General features: G+C 67.5%; 14 protein-coding genes. 10 read left to right on the forward strand and 4 right to left on the reverse strand.

The features are described from left to right. Nucleotides 1–3: 3 nt before the first annotated feature. Nucleotides 4–948, reverse strand: coding sequence for an ABC transporter ATP-binding protein (locus DIE04_RS08250; protein ID WP_124521457.1), 945 nt, complete (start codon nucleotides 946–948; stop codon nucleotides 4–6). A 417-nt stretch (nucleotides 949–1,365) separates the two neighbouring features. Here DIE04_RS08250 and DIE04_RS08260 point away from each other — a divergent pair, with 417 nt between their 5' ends. From DIE04_RS08260 to DIE04_RS08285, 6 genes are all read left to right on the forward strand, one after another. Then, complete coding sequence (locus DIE04_RS08260; protein WP_044844384.1) at nucleotides 1,366–1,662, forward strand: cupin domain-containing protein; 297 nt, start codon at nucleotides 1,366–1,368, stop codon at nucleotides 1,660–1,662. A 622-nt stretch (nucleotides 1,663–2,284) separates the two neighbouring features. After that, nucleotides 2,285–3,898: a DUF2957 domain-containing protein gene (locus DIE04_RS08265; protein WP_124521459.1), complete on the forward strand. Its 1,614-nt coding sequence runs from the start codon at nucleotides 2,285–2,287 to the stop codon at nucleotides 3,896–3,898. A 71-nt stretch (nucleotides 3,899–3,969) separates the two neighbouring features. Next, nucleotides 3,970–5,223, forward strand: coding sequence for a DUF2957 domain-containing protein (locus DIE04_RS08270; RefSeq protein ID WP_124521461.1), 1,254 nt, complete (start codon nucleotides 3,970–3,972; stop codon nucleotides 5,221–5,223). Between the two features lie 72 nt (nucleotides 5,224–5,295). Then, nucleotides 5,296–6,120, forward strand: a complete 825-nt coding sequence (locus DIE04_RS08275; RefSeq protein WP_124485133.1) for an OmpW family protein — start codon at nucleotides 5,296–5,298, stop codon at nucleotides 6,118–6,120. Nucleotides 6,121–6,243: 123 nt separating this feature from the next. Then, a complete protein-coding gene (locus DIE04_RS08280; RefSeq protein ID WP_044844380.1) occupies nucleotides 6,244–6,747 on the forward strand; it encodes a hypothetical protein in 504 nt (167 codons plus the stop codon). 223 nt (nucleotides 6,748–6,970) lie between these two features. Beyond that, nucleotides 6,971–8,101 carry a hypothetical protein gene (locus DIE04_RS08285; protein WP_124521463.1) on the forward strand — a complete coding sequence of 377 codons (1,131 nt, stop codon included), beginning with the start codon at nucleotides 6,971–6,973 and terminating at the stop codon, nucleotides 8,099–8,101. A gap of 77 nt (nucleotides 8,102–8,178) precedes the next feature. Here DIE04_RS08285 and betA read toward each other — a convergent pair whose 3' ends face one another. Genes betA through betI form a run of 3 tightly spaced genes read right to left on the reverse strand, consistent with a single transcriptional unit; the run spans nucleotide 8,179 to nucleotide 11,988 of the window. After that, on the reverse strand, nucleotides 8,179–9,879 hold the full coding sequence (gene betA, locus DIE04_RS08290; protein ID WP_044844378.1) for a choline dehydrogenase: 1,701 nt from the start codon (nucleotides 9,877–9,879) through the stop codon (nucleotides 8,179–8,181). Between the two features lie 22 nt (nucleotides 9,880–9,901). Continuing rightward, complete coding sequence (gene betB / locus DIE04_RS08295) at nucleotides 9,902–11,371, reverse strand: betaine-aldehyde dehydrogenase (RefSeq protein WP_044844377.1); 1,470 nt, start codon at nucleotides 11,369–11,371, stop codon at nucleotides 9,902–9,904. A gap of 32 nt (nucleotides 11,372–11,403) precedes the next feature. Beyond that, nucleotides 11,404–11,988 (reverse strand): transcriptional regulator BetI, encoded by a 585-nt coding sequence (gene betI, locus DIE04_RS08300; RefSeq protein WP_044844376.1) that lies wholly within the window; start codon nucleotides 11,986–11,988, stop codon nucleotides 11,404–11,406. Between the two features lie 719 nt (nucleotides 11,989–12,707). Between betI and DIE04_RS08305 the strand changes: the two genes are divergently transcribed. The 4 genes from DIE04_RS08305 to DIE04_RS08320 all read left to right on the forward strand — a co-directional run bounded on the left by DIE04_RS08305 (nucleotide 12,708) and on the right by DIE04_RS08320 (nucleotide 17,131). Then, nucleotides 12,708–13,610, forward strand: a complete 903-nt coding sequence (locus DIE04_RS08305; protein ID WP_124485137.1) for an alpha/beta fold hydrolase — start codon at nucleotides 12,708–12,710, stop codon at nucleotides 13,608–13,610. 67 nt (nucleotides 13,611–13,677) lie between these two features. Then, on the forward strand, nucleotides 13,678–14,247 hold the full coding sequence (locus DIE04_RS08310) for an isoprenylcysteine carboxylmethyltransferase family protein (RefSeq protein WP_124485138.1): 570 nt from the start codon (nucleotides 13,678–13,680) through the stop codon (nucleotides 14,245–14,247). A 17-nt stretch (nucleotides 14,248–14,264) separates the two neighbouring features. Further along, nucleotides 14,265–15,548 (forward strand): glycosyltransferase, encoded by a 1,284-nt coding sequence (locus DIE04_RS08315; protein WP_124521465.1) that lies wholly within the window; start codon nucleotides 14,265–14,267, stop codon nucleotides 15,546–15,548. Next, nucleotides 15,545–17,131, forward strand: a complete 1,587-nt coding sequence (locus DIE04_RS08320; protein WP_124521467.1) for a DHA2 family efflux MFS transporter permease subunit — start codon at nucleotides 15,545–15,547, stop codon at nucleotides 17,129–17,131. The genes DIE04_RS08315 and DIE04_RS08320 overlap by 4 nt, the downstream gene beginning before the upstream one ends. Nucleotides 17,132–17,141 lie beyond the last annotated feature (10 nt).

Genomic DNA, 17,141 nt, shown 5'->3' on the forward strand with positions numbered 1-17,141 from the left:
GCGTTAGGTCCCTTGTGCGCCGTTGCGGCGGTTGTCGATCAGGCTGACGAAAATGTCCTCGAGCGAGCTCTGTGTCGTATGCAGGTCGCGAAAGCCGATGCCGGCCGAGCCGAGCGCGTTGATCAGCGTCGCGATGCTCGCGTCGTCGCGCTGCGAGTCGTAGGTGTAGACGAGCGCGTTGCCGTCGTCCGCGCGTTCGAGCCCGAACGCGGCGAGATCGGCCGGCACGGTCGCGAGCGGATGCTCGAGCTGCACGGTCAGCTGCTTCTTGCCGAGCTTGCGCATCAGCTCGCGCTTCTCTTCGACGAGCACGAGCTCGCCGCCGAGGATGATGCCGATCCGGTCGGCCATTTCCTCGGCCTCCTCGATGTAGTGCGTGGTCAGCAGGATCGTCACGCCGCTTTCGCGCAGCGAGTCGACCAGCTTCCACATGTCGCGGCGCAGCTCGACGTCGACGCCGGCCGTCGGCTCGTCGAGGAACAGGATGCGCGGCTCGTGCGACAACGCCTTCGCGATCATCACGCGGCGCTTCATGCCGCCCGACAGCGTCATCAGCTTGTTGTCTCGCTTGTCCCACAGCGACAGCGCCTTCAGCGTCTTCTCGATGTACGCGGGATCGGGCGCCTTGCCGAACAGGCCGCGGCTGAACGATACCGTCGCCCAGACGGTTTCGAACGCGTCGGTGGTCAGCTCCTGCGGCACGAGGCCGATCATTTCGCGGGCGGCGCGGTACTGGTCGCGGATGTCGTGACCGCCGACCGTCACGCGGCCTTCGGTCGGCGTGACGATGCCGCAGATCGAGCCGATCAGCGTGGTCTTGCCCGCGCCGTTCGGGCCCAGCAGCGCGAAGATCTCGCCGGGGCGGATGTCGAGGGTCACGTGCTTCAGCGCCTGGAAGCCGGACGCGTATGTCTTGGAGAGGTCGGAGACGGAAAGGATCGGTTGCATGCTCACGGATGGCACGGCCGGTCGGTCCGACGCTGCGCGCCGCGCGTGCCCGGAGCCGCCGCAGCGAAGCGGCGGGGCGGGGGCGGCATGGCGAACGGGCGTCATGTCGAACGGCGTTGTGGTGCGGGATCGCAGGACCGCCATATTAGCAATCGGAAGATGGAAATGCATTTCGACGGCAAGGACATGCGATGCCGGTGCGCGATTTGCGTGAAATGCGCGCGCCTCACTCAATAAAGCGACGCTTTATTGGAATCGAGTGAACAATGCGCGCGGTTTTCGGGCAATCGGATGACGCTCGCGTGAGCGCTTGGCGGCCGGCACGACTGTGCTGCCCGGTCGACGCCGCGCCGTACCGGGACGGCGTGCGCCGCGCTCGCGATAATGCGTTCCTCTCACGTTCCAGGAGCGGTGCGCATGTCTTTGATCGATTTCAAGTCCGTCGCGGCGGCCCAGGCCGTCGCATGGCAATCCACGATCGTCGGCGAAGTCGGCCCGGCCCGGATCAAGGTGCTGCGCATGGACGCGCAGCCGTACGAAGCCGAAGTGCACGATTACAACGAGGGGCTGCTGGTGCTCGACGGCAGGCTGATGCTCGAGGTCGACGCGCAGACGGTCGTGGTCGAGGCCGGACAGATGTATCTCGCGGTCGCCGGCACGCGTCACGCGGTGCTGCCGGGCAGCCACGGCACGCTTGCGATCATCGACGTGTGAGCGTGCGCCCTCGTGCGTGCGGCCCGCCTGAGGCCCGCACGCCGGGCCTCGCGTGGGTCGGGCGCCCTCGTTCGAACGCGCGTTGTACAGCCCCGGTATTTGTCTGAGCAAATAAAATGAAGGCCGTTTGAAAAATTGTCAAACGCCCTGCTCGCACTAGGCGTGCGCGGTTCGGCGCGTTTGGAACTCTGCATCCATTTACTTGTGCGTATCGTCCGATCATAGTCTCGACCAACGACGCATCACGATAACGAATCAAGCGTACGTATGGAGACCACACCATGAGACGCCTTTCCGAGGGGCCGGCCGGACGGCCGTTTTGCTGCATTTCGCCGGATGCGGGCGCGACGCGAGTCGCGTGCCTGCGTCATCACATCGCGTTGCCGCAGTAGCGACGCTCCATCTTCCGTTTCGATTGCTCCGACGGTGCCGTGCCGCATGACGGCGCCGCCGGAGAGCGCTTGCCTGCCGCGGCGGTCCTGATCACGTTTGCCCGACCGGCAACGCGGCGCGCATTGCGCGCATCGTCATGCGCCGCGCGCCGTCGCGGCGGCGCGATACCAACCGGCGGGCCACGCAGCCCGTCCGGACGAGACTTGTCGTACCTCAAAAGGAGGGGTTGATGCTTTGCATTCCTGAATGGCGGAAGGCGATCCTGTCGTGCGCCGTGCTGGCGCTCCCGTTCGTCGCCGGTTGCGGCGGCGGCGACGATCCGGGCCCGATCAACGTGCCGCAGTGCTCGGGCAGCGCATGCGGGCCGAGCGGCGCCGAGACGACGCCGCCCGTCGTGAAGAAGCTGTGTCCGGATTCGCTCGACTACACGACGACCTACACGGGCGGCGCCGGCAGCGGCGAATACGTGAAGGTGAAGTTCGACACGACGAAGCTGACCTACCAGATGCAGTTCATCGAGTCGTCGGTGCCGACGTCGGCGGGGCAGGTCAACGACACGCGTGCGGGCCTGACGATCAGCGGCGCGTTTCACCATCCGGCCAATCTGCCGACCGCCGAGCAGAACCGCTGCGCGTTCGTGCTCGACAGCGGCGCGACGAGCGACGGCGCGTATGCGGTGACGATCAATCGCGCGGACCCGCCGATGCTGTTCGTCGGCAACGGGGTGGTCGGCGGCGGGATTCCGGGCGCGACGATCGCGTTCGCCGGTCTCGAGCCGTTCCCGGGCGTCGTGCTCGGCACCGTGCCGTCGCGCACCTTCGATTTCTATCCGTTCATCGGCTTCACCGACACCGAAACCGACTTCTCGAAGGTCGCCGGCAACTACAACGAACTCGGCATCCACCTGTCGCCGGTCGGCGGCAGCGCGCAGAGCAGCACGGGCGCCGTCGGCTGGCAACCCGATGTCGTCAACTGGAACCAGACGTTCAATGCCGACGGCTCGTGCACCATCACGGCGGGCAGCGACTACTCGTGCCAGACCACCGGGACGCCGTGGGCGTTGCGCAAGAATACGGACGGTTCGCCCGACAACGTGTTCGTGAGCCACCCGGTGGCGAAGGCGGGCGGAAACCTCATCTATCCGTTCGCGGGGCAGGGCTCGGCAATCGTCATCGTCGCGCCGAGTCAGGCGAAGGGCATCATGATCGTCGGCAAGCTGAACGGCGTGCTGGTGCCGATCGTGATTCGCGTGGGCTACACGCATATCGACGCGAGCAACCTGCTGGCGTCGGTCGCCGATGCCGAGGTGGGGATCTCGATGCTGTCGCGGACCACGGCCGTCGGCGCGAATTCGCTGAAAGGCGGGTTCATCGGCGCAACGAGCGCGTCCGCGTGCGGCGTCGTGGCACCCAGCACCGCGACGTTCGCGATCGCGACGTCGGGGCCGAGCTTCAACAACAACGTTCCGCATCCGGATCTGCCCGGCACCTTCGACGGCACTTTCTTCCTGGCGCAGGCCGGCAACTGCAACGACGGCACCGCCGTGTCGACGATGGCCGCGAACTATACGTCGACGCTGTTCCAGGGCGCCACCGCGGCGTTCATCGATCCGCAGACGTCGTCGGTCACGTCGCAGTTCGCGCTCGACTACACGCAGGCGACGCCCGGCAAGATCAAGGTCACGGCCTCGCAGGACTTCGACGCGAAGGGGGCGAACGGCAACGTGGCGATCTTCGGCAAGGGTGACACGGGCTGGCTCGTGACGGCCGGCAACGTGTACGCGATGGTCGTCAACAACAGCAAGGTCAATCCGTTCTTCACGGTCGGCGCGTTCGTCCAGTAACCGCGGACTGAACCCGGAACACCGGCGGCGCATGCGTCGCCGCCGGCGAATCGAAATTCAAGAGGATTCCTATGAATGTGAAGCATTGGATGGCCGCGGCGTCGCTCGCGCCCGCGCTGGCCGCCTGCGGCGGTGATGGCGACCCGCCGCCCGCACCGGTGGTCCGGCTGTGCCCGCAGGCCATCGACTACGGCACGGTGTTCGTCGGCGGCTCCGGCTCGGGCGAACTCGTGAAGGTGCAGCTCGACACGACGAAGATGACGTACCGGATGACCTACCTCGCCTCGCCGGTGCCGACCACCACCGGCACCGTGCAACCGACGCGCGACACCGCGCCGGCCAACGTCGTCGACGGCACGCTGGCCGACGAAACGGGCCTGCCGACCGTGAAGCTGAACCAGTGCACGTTCCGGATGCAGAACGCGAGCCTCGACCCGAGCCGTCCGGCGCGCCTGTTCCTCGGCGAAGGTGTGCTCGGCGGCGCGATTCCCGGGGCGACGATCCAGTTCGACGGCGTGATCGGTGTCGGCAGGATTCCGAAGACGACGTTCCCGTACTACCCGTTCATCAGCTTCTCGTCGCTCGAAACCGATCTGTCGAAGATCGCCGGCACGTACAACCAGCTCGGCTACCACCAGGTGCCGTCGCAGAACTTCCAGCCGGTGGCGCTCGACCAGCAGGTGACGATCCACGCGGACGGCAGCTATGTCGAGACCGACAACTTCGGCAAGAAGAACGGCGGTCAGCCGCTCGCGTCGAGCGCGACCGTGAACCAGCCATTCACGCTGCGCGCGGACGCCCCGGCGTTCCAGTCGCTGAACTACCAGCCGCAGATTGCGCCGACGCTCGCCGCGCTCGATCCGGCGAGGGCCGGCAAGGGGATCCTGATCGTCGGCAAGCTGCGCAACCAGCTCGTGCCGGTTTTCATCCGCACGGGCGCCGCGAACGCGGACCTCACGCAGGGCCCGCCGAGCGCCGACGACGAATCGGGCATCTCGTTCCTGAGCCCGCAGGCGGCGATCGCGCAGGGATCGCAGAACGGCGAGTACACGGGCGTCGACAGCGCGTTCAACTATCGCGCGACCGCGCTCGTCGGTGCGCAGGCGACGCTGCTCGATCCGTTCAACGCATCGCAGGCCGCGCTCACGCGCGCGCTGAACCTCGATTACACGCAGAAGGTGCCGGGCGTCGTGACGACCGTGCACGCGGACGCGGCGTCGGGGCCGGCGACCGGCAAGTTCGTGTTCACCGGCGGCGTGTTCGGGTTCCTCGACATGGCCGATACGCGCAATCCGTACTTCACGGTCGGTGCGTTCGTGCAGTAACCGCGCATGGATGGAGACACGGCGGTGCCGCGCGCAACGGCGCGGTGCCCGGACGAAACGAGGGGAGACTTGATGAAGAAGCTGATTGTCGCGGGTGTCGTCGCAGGCGTGTCGACGCTCGCATCGGCCCAGCAGGCGGGCGACAACGTCGCGACGCTGGGCTGGTTGCACATCATGCCGCAGGATTCGACCAACGGGCTGACGACGAATCTCGCGAGCATGCCGATCAACGGGCCGCTGCGGCTGCCCGGTTCGTTCACGTCGCCGGGCACGAGCCTGACGGTCAACAACGCCGATACGGTCGGCCTCACGCTCACGCACTTCTTCACCGACCACATCGCGGTGACGTCGGTGCTCGGCGTGCCGCCCGAGTTCACGCTGACCGGGCACGGCGTGATCAGGCCGCCCGGTCCGGCCGGTTCGCTCGGCAACGTCGACATGGACAAGCCGGCGAACCAGCCGGCCGTGAAGAACGCACGGCAATGGAGCCCGACGATCATTCTGCAGTACTACTTCAATGCACCGACCGCGAAGTTCCGTCCGTTCGTCGGGATCGGCGTGGCCTACAGCTGGTTCAGCAACATCGAACTGAACGGCAACTTCGCGAAGGACATCAACGAGAACCTCGGCAGCGTGCTCGCGGCCGGCGCCGGCAAGCCGGGGCCGACGTCGGTGGAGGGCAAGGCGTCGTCGTCGTTCACGCCGGTCTACAACGTCGGCGCGAGCTATGCGATCGACAAGCACTGGGGGCTCACGGCGACGCTGACCTACATGCCGCTGAAGACCTACTCGTCGCTCGTGATCAAGGCCGCCGACGGTTCGACGCTCGCGACCACGCGCACGCGGCTGAAGGCGGACCCGCTGATCACGTTCGTCGGTGTTTCCTACAGGTTCTGAGCCGTCCGGCGTGCATCGCGCACGCCGGCGGCTTCCTGCGACCGCGCGGCCGGGCGAATCCGGCCGGCGTGTCGCGTTCCTGGCGGCGTGCCGCCAATTGTGAAGAGAGAGGGGGCAGTTCAAATGAGCATTCGCAAACTCGTATCGCTTGTTGCTGCAGTGGCATTCACCGTGGTTTCGGCCGCGCCTGCTTTCGCCGTGACCGTTTCGCGCGTCGACGGGCACGCGATGAACCCGAACGGGGAACCGTTCTCCGCGACGGGCCTCACGGTCCTGGCCAAGGGGGCGATCAACGCGAGCTGCAACGCGACGTTCAACGGCACGATCAGCTCGACGGGCATCGTCAACATCACGTCGACGACGTTCGCGGGCGGCGCGACGTGCGGCCTGATCAGCGGCAGCGCGACCAGCGCGGCGCCGTGGACGGGGCAGGCCGACAGCACGACGCAACTGACGATCAACAACGCGAAGGTGACCGTGACGCTGCTCGGTACTTGCGGGCCGAGCAAGATCGTGACGACGTGGAGCGATCCGAACTCGTCGCTGACGTTCAACAACGCAGTGCTGACGCCGGACTGCACGGTCAGCGGCACGGTTGCCACGTCGCCGAAGTTCCACGTGCAGTAAGCGGCACCTGATCGAGGCCGGACGCCCGCGATGAATGAGGGCCGTGCAGGGATGCGCGGCGGGCGTTCCGGTTTCGCGATGCATCCGCGTCGTCGCGCGTAGCGGCGCGACGGCCGGCGGGCCGCCTGCCTCGCGATCCGAGGCGGGCGGCCGTGCAGGGGGCCGGTGCGGCGCATCGTGCCGCCTGCTTCGGCCGATACAAGACAACCATTCCGGACCCCCCATGCTTACTGACCCAGCGAAGTATGGCGATGCCCGCGGTGCGACGCTCGACCGGCTGCGCACGGCCGCGTGGCTGCAGTATCTGATCGAACACCTGAACGAAGCGGTTTGCGTGGCGACGGCCGACGCCGACGCTGGCGCCGACGCACCGGCTGTCCTGCCGGCGCGCGCGGCCCGCGGGCGAGCCGGCGTGAACCTGTCGCGCGAAGCGATCGCCGTCCTGCACGAACTCGCGCCGTGGATTGCAACGGACGGCGGCGGTTGCGCGTGCGACGCGAGCGATCCGCTCGGTGCCTGCCTGCACATTCCCGACACGGCACAGCTCGCGCATGCCGAGCGACGCTGCCGCGGATCGCGCGCGGTATTCGATTCGGCGCACGGCTTCGTCGATGCATGGGCTTTCGACGATCCCGACGACGGCTGGGCCGCGCTCGAGCGGATTGCCGGCGGTGTCGAACCCGGCGGTGACGATGGCGGCGAGCACGAAGTACGGGAACCATCCGCGAACGGCGAAGCACCGCCCGTGAAGAACCTGAGAGAACGACGCGCGGCCGTCGCGGCAGCTTGCGTGGCGCCGTCGGCGCAGCCCGGGGCGATCATCGACGCGATCGTGCTGCGCGTCTGCGGGCCGCGCGACGATGCCGCGCGCGTCGACGAGATGGCCGCGCTCGCGATGTTCTGCGCGGAGCTTGCCGCCGGCAACGGGGTGTCCTTCGCTGCGTACGGCGGTCGGCACAACCTCGTTGCGCGCGCGATTCGCGAACGGCGCACCGATCTCGCGTCGATGGACGGTCTGCTCGCGGCGGTGTCCGTATGCCGGCTCGACCGGCTCGTCGGCGCGGGCAGCTTCTGGGCGTATTACCTGCTGGCGGGCATCGTGATCGCGGCGCCGGGTATCGTGCGCAAATTCGCGCGCCGCTTTCACGGCGACGCGTGGCGGACGTGGCTCGATGAAGCGCTCGCGTGGCCGGCGGTCGGCCGCTTCGGACCGACGGAGAATGTCGCGTTCGATCGCTTGCGCGGCGCGATGAGCCTGACGTCGCGAACGAATCCGATCGTGCGCGCGAAACGCGTGCGGCTGAGGGCGGCTGCGACCACGCGATTCAATACGGGCGGCGAGCGCGCCCGATGAAATGAAAAACGGCTCGCGGTGAAAACACCGCGAGCCGTGCAGGTTGCTGCTGCGCCCCGGGGAGGGTGCTTGCGCGGTTACGCCGTTTCCGGCTGCCGCACCGCCTTCGCGACATTGCGCGCCATCGCGCCGTTCGCGACGAAGTAAGGCACGTCGACACGCGCGAGCGGCTTGCGTCCGCGGATCTTGTCGGCGATCTTCTCCGCGATCATGATCGTCGGCGCGTTCAGGTTGCCGGTCGTGATGATCGGCATGATCGACGCGTCGACCACGCGCAGCCCGTCGAGCCCGTGCACGCGGCCTTCCTCGTCGACCACGGCCATGTCGTCGTAACCCATCTTGCACGAGCACGACGGATGGAACGCGGTTTCAGCGCGGGCCCGCACGAACGCGTCGAGTTCCTTGTCGGTCTTGCAATCGGCGCCCGGGTTCAGCTCGCGGCCGCGATAGCGGTCGAGCGCGGGCTGCCGCATGATCTCGCGCGTCGCGCGGATCGCATCGCGGAACTCGCGCCAGTCGAGCGCTTCGGCCATGTAGTTGAACAGGATGCTCGGATGATCGTTCGGGTCGCGCGAGCGCAGCTTCACGCGGCCGCGGCTCGGCGAACGCATCGAACCGACGTGCGCCTGGAAACCGTGCATCTCGATCGCGTTCGAGCCGTTGTAGTTGATCGCGACGGGCAGGAAGTGATACTGGATGTTCGGCCACAGGTCGTCGTCGCGCGTGCGGATGAAGCCGCCCGCCTCGAAGTGATTGGTCGCGCCGAGGCCGGTGCCGTTCAGCATCCATTCGAGGCCGATCTTCGGCTGGTTCCACCACTTGAGCGCCGGATACAGCGACACCGGCTCCTTGCACTCGTACTGGATGTACATCTCCAGGTGATCCTGCAGGTTCTGGCCGACGCCAGGCAGGTCGAGCACGACGGGGATGTCGAGTTCCTTCAGCCACGCGCCGGGGCCGACGCCCGAGCGCTGCAGCAGTTGCGGCGATGCGATCGCGCCGCTGCACACGAGCACTTCGCGGCGCGCATGCGCGGTCGCGCGCTCGCTGCCGCGCAGGTACGTGACGCCCGATGCGCGCTTGCCGTCGAACAGGATGCGGTCGGCGAGCGCGTGCGTGACGATCTCGAGGTTCGGCCGCGCGCGCGCCTGGTCGAGGTAGCCGCGCGCGGTGCTCGCGCGACGGCCCTTCGGCGTGACGGTGCGGTCCATCGGGCCGAACCCTTCCTGCTGATAACCGTTCAGGTCGTCGGTGCGCGGATAACCGGCCTGCACGCCCGCATCGACCATCGCCTCGAACAGCGGATTCACGCCCGGCTTGCTGGTCGTGACCGACACGGGGCCGTCGCCGCCGTGGTAATCGTTCGGGCCGACGTCACGCGTCTCGGCCTTCTTGAAGTACGGCAGGCAGTCGAGATACGTCCAGTTCTCGAGCCCCTTGTGCGTCGACCAGTTGTCGTAGTCGAGCGCGTTGCCGCGGATGTAGCACATCCCGTTGATCAGCGACGAGCCGCCGAGCCCCTTGCCGCGGCCGCATTCCATCCGGCGGTTGTCCATGTGCGGCTCGGGGTCGGTCTCGTAGGCCCAGTTGTAGCGACGGCCCTGCAGCGGATAGGCGAGCGCCGCCGGCATCTGCGTACGGAAGTCGAAGCGGTAGTCGGGGCCGCCCGCTTCGAGCAGCAGCACCGTGACATTCGGATCTTCCGTCAGGCGCGTCGCGAGCACGTTGCCCGCGGAGCCCGCGCCGCAGATGATGTAGTCGTATTCGCGTGTCGTCATGACGGGGAATCTCCTCTCGTTCTCAAAACACCGGGTTGTAACGGCCGAGCTCGACCTGTACCGACTTGATTCGAGTGTAGTGTTCGAGCGTCGTGATGCCGTTCTCGCGTCCGACACCGGATTGCTTGTATCCGCCAACCGGCATCTCGGCCGGCGATTCGCCCCACGTGTTGATCCAGCAGATGCCGGCTTCGAGGCGGTGGATCGTGCGGTGCGCGCGCGACAGGTTCTCGGTCACGACGCCGGCCGCGAGGCCGTAGTGCGTGTCGTTCGCGCGGGCGATCACTTCGTCTTCCGATGCGAATTCGAGGATGCTCATCACCGGCCCGAAAATCTCCTCGCGCACGATCTTCATGTCGTCGCGGCAGTCGCCGAACACGGTCGGCGCGACGTACTGGCCGTTGCCGAAGTGGCCGTCGGTCAGGCGCGTGCCGCCCGCAAGCAGCTTCGCGCCTTCGGCCTTGCCGCTCTCGATGAAGCCGAGCACCTTGTCGAGCTGCGCGGCCGACACGAGCGGGCCGAAGTTGGTGTCGGCATCGGTCGGCTTGCCGACGCGGATGCGCTTCACGCGTTCGAGCACCTTCTGCGTGAACGCGTCCTTCACCGAGCCGTGCACGAACACGCGCGTGCCGTTGGTGCAGACCTGGCCCGAGCTGAAGAAGTTGGCGGTGACCGCGATGTCGGCGGCGCGGTCGAGGTCGGCATCCTCGAACACGATCAGCGGCGACTTGCCGCCGAGCTCCATCGTCACTTCCTTCAGCGACGATGCGCCGGCCAGCGACATCACCTTCTTGCCGGTCTCGACGCCGCCGGTAAACGACACCTTCGCGATGTCCGGATGGCCGGTCAGCAGCGCGCCGACCGAACCGTCGCCCTGCACGACGTTGAACACGCCGGCCGGCACGCCGGCTTCCGTATAGATTTCCGCGAGCTTCAGCGCGGTGAGCGGCGTGACTTCGCTCGGCTTGAACACCATCGCGTTGCCGGCCGCGAGCGCGGGCGCGGTCTTCCAGCAGGCGATCTGGATCGGGTAGTTCCATGCGCCGATGCCCGCGCACACGCCGAGCGGCTCGCGGCGCGTATACACGAACGACTCGGCGCGCAGCGGCACCTGCAGCCCTTCGATCGCGGTCGCGAGGCCCGCGTAGTACTCGATCACGTCCGCGCCGGTGACGATGTCGACCGCGAGCGTCTCGCCGATCGGCTTGCCGGTGTCGCGCGTCTCGATCGCCGCGAGTTCGTCGTTGCGTTCGCGCAGCAGGTCGACCGCGCGCCGGAGGATGCGCGAGCGCTGCATCGCGGTCATCGCGGCCCATTCGCGCTGGCCTTCCTGCGCCGATGCGACCGCGCGGTCGACGTCGGCCGCGCTCGCCTGCTGCACCTGCGCGAGCAGTTCGCCGGTGGCGGGATCGAAGGTGTCGAAAGTCTTGCCGCTGGTGGCGTCGACGTAACCGCCGCCGATGTAGAGGCGCTGCAAACCGTATACGGACATGAGGATCTCCTTGAGGGCGAGTGCGCGACGCGTCAGTCGGACGCGAGCAGCAGGTCGATGTAATCGTGGGTGAGCTTCAGTGCAGCCCGGGTGTCGATCGGGCCGCCGGCGAGCGCGCCGCGCAGCCACAGGCCGTCGATCAGCGCGGCGAGGCCGCTGGCGGCTTCCCGTGCTTTCGCGCGCGGCAGCGCCTTGGCGAATTCCGCGCACAGGTTCGAATGGAGGCGCCGCGTGTTCACGTGCTGCAGGCGCTTGAGCATCGCGTCGTGCATGCTCTGCGACCAGAACGCGAGCCAGGTCTTCATCACGGGCGTGCTGACCTGCGTGACGTCGAAGTTCGCGGCGGCGATCGCGCGCAGCCGGGAGCGCGGGTCCTTGCGGGCGGCGACGCGGCGGCGCGTGGTGGCCGCCCACAGATCGCGCAGCACGTGCCGCATCGTGGCTTCGAGCAGGCCGTCCTTGTCGCCGAAGTAGTGGCTGACGATCCCCGTCGAGATGTTCGCGCGCTGCGCGACCGAGGCGAGCGTCGTGCCGGGCAGGCCGGCTTCGTCGATCGAGCGCAGCGTCGCGTCGATCAACTGCGCGCGACGAATCTCCCGCATTCCGACTTTCGGCATCGCGACTCCTTCGCCCGGACGGGCCGTTCCTGGAAGCCGAGAGCTTAGCGGTTTTTTATTGACCGTTCAATCAATAAAAAATCGGGGTCCGACGGTAGATGGAAGGGTGGAGGAACCAAGCCGATGATGCCGCCGCGATTGTGCAGGTGCGGAAAAACCGATTGAAAGGTGGTTAAATAATTTGAAGTTTGTTTAAAACGGTTTCGGTAAAGACGGTGCAATGGCCGCGAATGTTTCCGTATTCGATTTATTACTGATCGAAAGAATGTCGAGCTATGTGAAATTCTCGTAAATCCGGGAATTCGAATGCCGTGCGCCGCTAACGGAAATTTCTGAAAACTCGCTTCAATCGATCGATTAAAACATTTTATCTATTTGAATTTAAAGGAAATGATTCGGTGGTGCCATTGATTGAAGGCTCGCTCGCAAACGATTGCCGCCACCTTCTGATCGATTCCGCATACCATAAAAAATGCCAAAAATATTCGAATCTGGCGTATTTCCAGGTGGAGTAGAGGGGATCGTTTGAATGACTTGAGTAAGTAATATTGCCCGTATTAGTATGGCGCCGCACCACAAGGAATGAATCGGCGCCGCGGGTTATTCCCGCGGTGCGTCGGCAATGGGCGCGGCCAACGACCGCGACAGGGCCGGCGCCCGCCATTGCGCACCTGCAGCATGCCGCGACGCCGAGACGCCGCATCCACCGGAGAACGACGATGCCGACCGAAAAATACGTGGTCCCGCTACCGAATGGTCTGAAGGTCTACGTCGAACGGAACGTGTTCGATCCGTCGTTCGACACGGCGATGCTCGTCAACGGCGCGCTCGCGACGACCGCCTCGTTCGGGCAGACCGTCCAGTATCTCGGCGAGCGGATGAACACGATCTGCTTCGACCTGCCGTACGCGGGGCAGTCGCGCCAGCACAACCCCGGTTGCTTCATCCTGACCAAGGACGACGAGGCCGCGATCCTCCAGCATCTGGTCGAGCGTTTCGCGCCCGCGTTCCTCGTGTCGGTATCGTGGGGCGGCGTCGCGTCGCTGTTCGCGCTCGCGCGCGGCTGCCCGAGCGTGCGGCGCGCGGCGATCTGCTCGTTCTCGCCGTTCCTGAACGACGCGATGGTCGACTACGTGACGCGCGCCCGCGACCACATCGCGGCCGGCGAGAACCTGAAGGCCGCGCAGCTGCTGAACGATACGGTCGGCCGCTACCTGCCGCGCATCATGAAGCTGTACAACTACCGGTATCTGACGCGGCTGCCGCGTGACGAGCAGGACCAGGTCGCGTTCCACGTCGACCAGATCCTGTCGCTGCAGCCGGAGCGCTACCTGAGCGAGTTCTCGAACATCGGCTGCGAGCTGCTGTTCCTGAACGGCGAGCGCGACGAATACACGACGCCGGCCGACGTTCGCCAGCTGGCCGCGCACGTGCCGCGCGCACGCTTCGCGACGATTCCCGACGCCGGCCATTTCCTCGACATCGAAGGCCGCGCGCAGCGCGAAGCCACGCGGGCGGCGCTGCTCGACTACTTCTGCGACGCGCCGCCCGTTGCCGCGGGCATCGCGCTCGGCGCCGCGCATGCGTGCGTGCCAGCACCGATGCCGGCGCTGTCGTCGTGACGCAGCACGTCGCGCACCGGGCACGCCGGGTGCATCCGAATTCTCATCCACACGAGGCAGGCCAGCCGTGAATATCGTTCAGACCATCGCCATCGTCGCTCCGTGGGCCATCTGGCTCGCCTACTGGATCGCGACGTCGCAGGCCGTGAAGACGACCGTGCGCAAGGAGGCGTCGCGCTCGCGCACGCTGCAGTCGATTCCGCTGATCGTCGGCGGCGCGCTGATCATCCTGCCCGATCCGTCGTGGCAGGCGCTCGTGCCCGACTGGCAGCGCTTCGGCCTGCAGGCGCAATGCGGGCTCGCGGTGCTCGTCGCGGGGCTGCTGTTCTCCGTGTGGGCGCGGCTGCATCTCGGCACGAACTGGAGCGTGTCCGTCACGCTGAAGGAAAACCACGAACTCGTTCGCACCGGCCCGTACGGCCTCGTGCGTCATCCGATCTACACCGGCTGCCTGATCGCGCTGGCCGGCGCCGCGCTGATCGGCGGCGAGTGGCGCGGCGCGCTCGGCGTCGCGCTCGTGTTCGCGTCGCTCGCGTACAAGGTGCGTGTCGAGGAGAGCTGGCTGACCGGCCATTTCGGGCCGGCGTACACGCAGTATCGCCGCGAGGTCGCGGCGCTGATCCCCGGCTTCTACTGACTCCCGCGAGGCGCGCGATGGCGAAGGTGATCGTGACCGCGATCGGCTCGGCGGGCGACGTGCATCCGCTGCTCGGCGTCGCGCGCGCACTCGCGACGCGCGGCCACGACGTCGTGTTCTGCACGCATCCGCCGTTCGAGGCGGCCGCGCGCCGCTGCGGCTTCACGTTCGTGCCGGTCGGCACCGCGGCCGAGTACGAGGCCGCGATGGCGAACCCGGCGCTGTGGGATCCGCGCACGTCGTTTCGCACGCTGTGGCAGGTGATCGCGCCCGTGCTGCGCCCGCACTACGACGCGCTGCGCGCGCTGACCGATCGCGATACCGTGCTGGTCGGCACGCTGTGGGCGTTTTCCGCGCGCTTCATGCAGGAGCTGCACGGCACGCCGTACGTGTCGGTGCAGGTGTCGCCGTCGACGCTGCTGTCCGCGCACGTGCCGCCGACGCATCCGCGCCTGACGATTCCCGCGCGCTGGCCGCTGCCGGTGAAGGCGGCGCTGATGACGCTGATCGAGCGGCAGGTGCTCGACCGCGTGTGCGGGCCGGCGCTCAACGCGGTGCGCCGCGATCTCGGGCTCGCGCCCGCGCGGCGCGTGCTCGGCCGCTGGCTGCATTCGACCGACGGCGTGCTGTGCCTGTTTCCCGACTGGTTCGCACCGGCGCAGCGCGACTGGCCGGCCGGTCATCTGCAAAGCGGTTTTCCGCTGTTCAACGACATCGCGACGCCCGGCGACGATCGCGCGCTCGACGCGTTCCTCGCGGCCGGTGAGCCGCCCGTCGTGTTCACGGCCGGGTCGACACGGGTCGATCACGCCGCGTATGCGCGCGCGGTCGCGGACGCGCTGCATGCCACCGGCGCGCGCGGCATCCTGCTGAGCCCGCACGATGCGGCACCGGCCGGCGACCGGCTGCTGGTGCGCCGCTTCGTGCCGATGCGCGCGCTGCTGCCGCGTTGCCGCGCGCTCGTGCATCACGGCGGGATCGGCACTGCAGCGCTCGCGTTCGAAGCCGGGATCCCGCAGGTCGTGACGCCGTTCGCGCACGACCAGTTCGACAATGCGCAGCGCGTCGCGGCGAGCGGCGCCGGCGTGCGTATCGACGGCCCCGTCGACGGCGCGCGTCTCGGTGCGGCGCTCGCGCGCGTGCTGGACGAGCCGGAATTCGCGGTGCATGCGGAACGCACGCGTGCGCTGATCGATCGGGCGCCGGACGGCTGCGAGCGCGCCGCCGATTTCATCGAGCGCTTCGCGCCTAACCACGGACGCGCGCGGGTGCAGGCCTACCTCGCGACGGCGGGCGCATGAGCACCGCAGCGCCGCTTCAGGACGCGCCCGCCGCCGTCGATGCACGCGAACCCGCACCCGCCGCGCCGCCGGTGCGCGGCGCGCGGCTCGCGCTGCTGACGTTCGCGCTGTCGCTCGCCACCTTCATCGAAGTGCTCGACTCGACCGTGACGAACGTCGCGGTGCCGGCGATCTCCGGCAGTCTCGGCGTCTCGAATAGCCAGGGTACGTGGGTGATCAGCTCGTATTCGGTCGCGGCCGCGATCGCGGTGCCGCTGACCGGCTGGCTCGCGCGGCGCGTCGGCGAGCTGCGGCTGTTCGTCGGCGCGGTGCTGCTGTTCACGCTGACGTCGCTGCTGTGCGGGCTCGCACGCGACCTGCACGTGCTGGTGGTCTGCCGCGCGCTGCAGGGGCTGTGCTCGGGGCCGATGGTGCCGCTGTCGCAGACGATCCTGCTGCGCACGTTCCCGCCGGACAAGCGCACGGTCGCGCTCGCGCTGTGGGCGATGACGGTGCTGCTCGCGCCGATCTTCGGGCCGGTGGTCGGTGGCTGGATCGTCGACAGCTTCTCGTGGCCGTGGATCTTCCTGATCAATTTGCCGATCGGGCTGTTCTCGTTCGCCGTCTGCACCGCGATGCTGCGCCCCGACGCGCAGCGCGGCGCGGCCGGCCCGATCGACGTGCCGGGCATCGTGCTGCTCGTGATCGGCGTCGGTTCGCTGCAGGCGATGCTCGATCTCGGTCACGACAAGGGCTGGTTCGATTCGCCGCTGATCGTCACGCTCGCGGTGGTCGCGGGGCTCGCGATCGTGTCGCTGCTGATCTGGGAGGCGGGCGACGCGCATCCGGTCGTCGACCTCAGCCTGTTTCGCGACCGCACGTTCTCGTTCTGCGTGCTGATCATCTCGCTCGGGATGATGAGCTTCTCGGTGGTGGGCGTCGTGTTCCCGCTGTGGATGCAGGCGGTGATGGGCTACAACGCGTTCCACGCGGGGCTCGCCACCGCGTCGCTCGGCGTGCTCGCGCTGGTGTTCTCGATTCTCGTCGGCCTGCACGCGCATCGCTTCGACGCGCGTGTGCTTGCGACGTTCGGATTCCTGATATTTGAGGCCGTACTCGCATGGGATGCGCATTTCACGCTGAAGATGACGTTCGTGCAGATCGCCGCGCCCGGGTTGATCCAGGGTATCGGGCTGCCGTGTTTCTTCATTCCGCTGACGGCCGCGACGCTGTCGCGCATCCCGGACGACCGGCTCGCGGCCGCGTCGAGCCTGTCGAACTTCCTGCGCACGCTGTCCGCCGCATTCGGCACCGCGATGAGCGTGACGCTGTGGGACAACCGCGCGACCTATCACTACGACGTCGTGTCGCAATCGGTCACGCACGCGTCGGCGAACACGCAGCGCTTCGTGCACACGCTGAACGCGATGGGCGTGGACGGCGTGCGCGAGCTGTCCACGCTGCACCAGGTCGTGATGCAGCAGGCGTACATGATGGCGACGGGCGACATGTTCTGGATGGCGAGCATGACGTGCCTCATGCTCGCCGCGATGATGTGGCTCACGCGGCCGAAGCGCGGCGCGGCCGCTTCGTTCGGACATTGAGGAGAGCGGC

This window comes from Burkholderia sp. Bp8994 (assembly GCF_003853805.1).
In the GTDB taxonomy this organism is placed as follows: Bacteria; Pseudomonadota; Gammaproteobacteria; order Burkholderiales; family Burkholderiaceae; genus Burkholderia.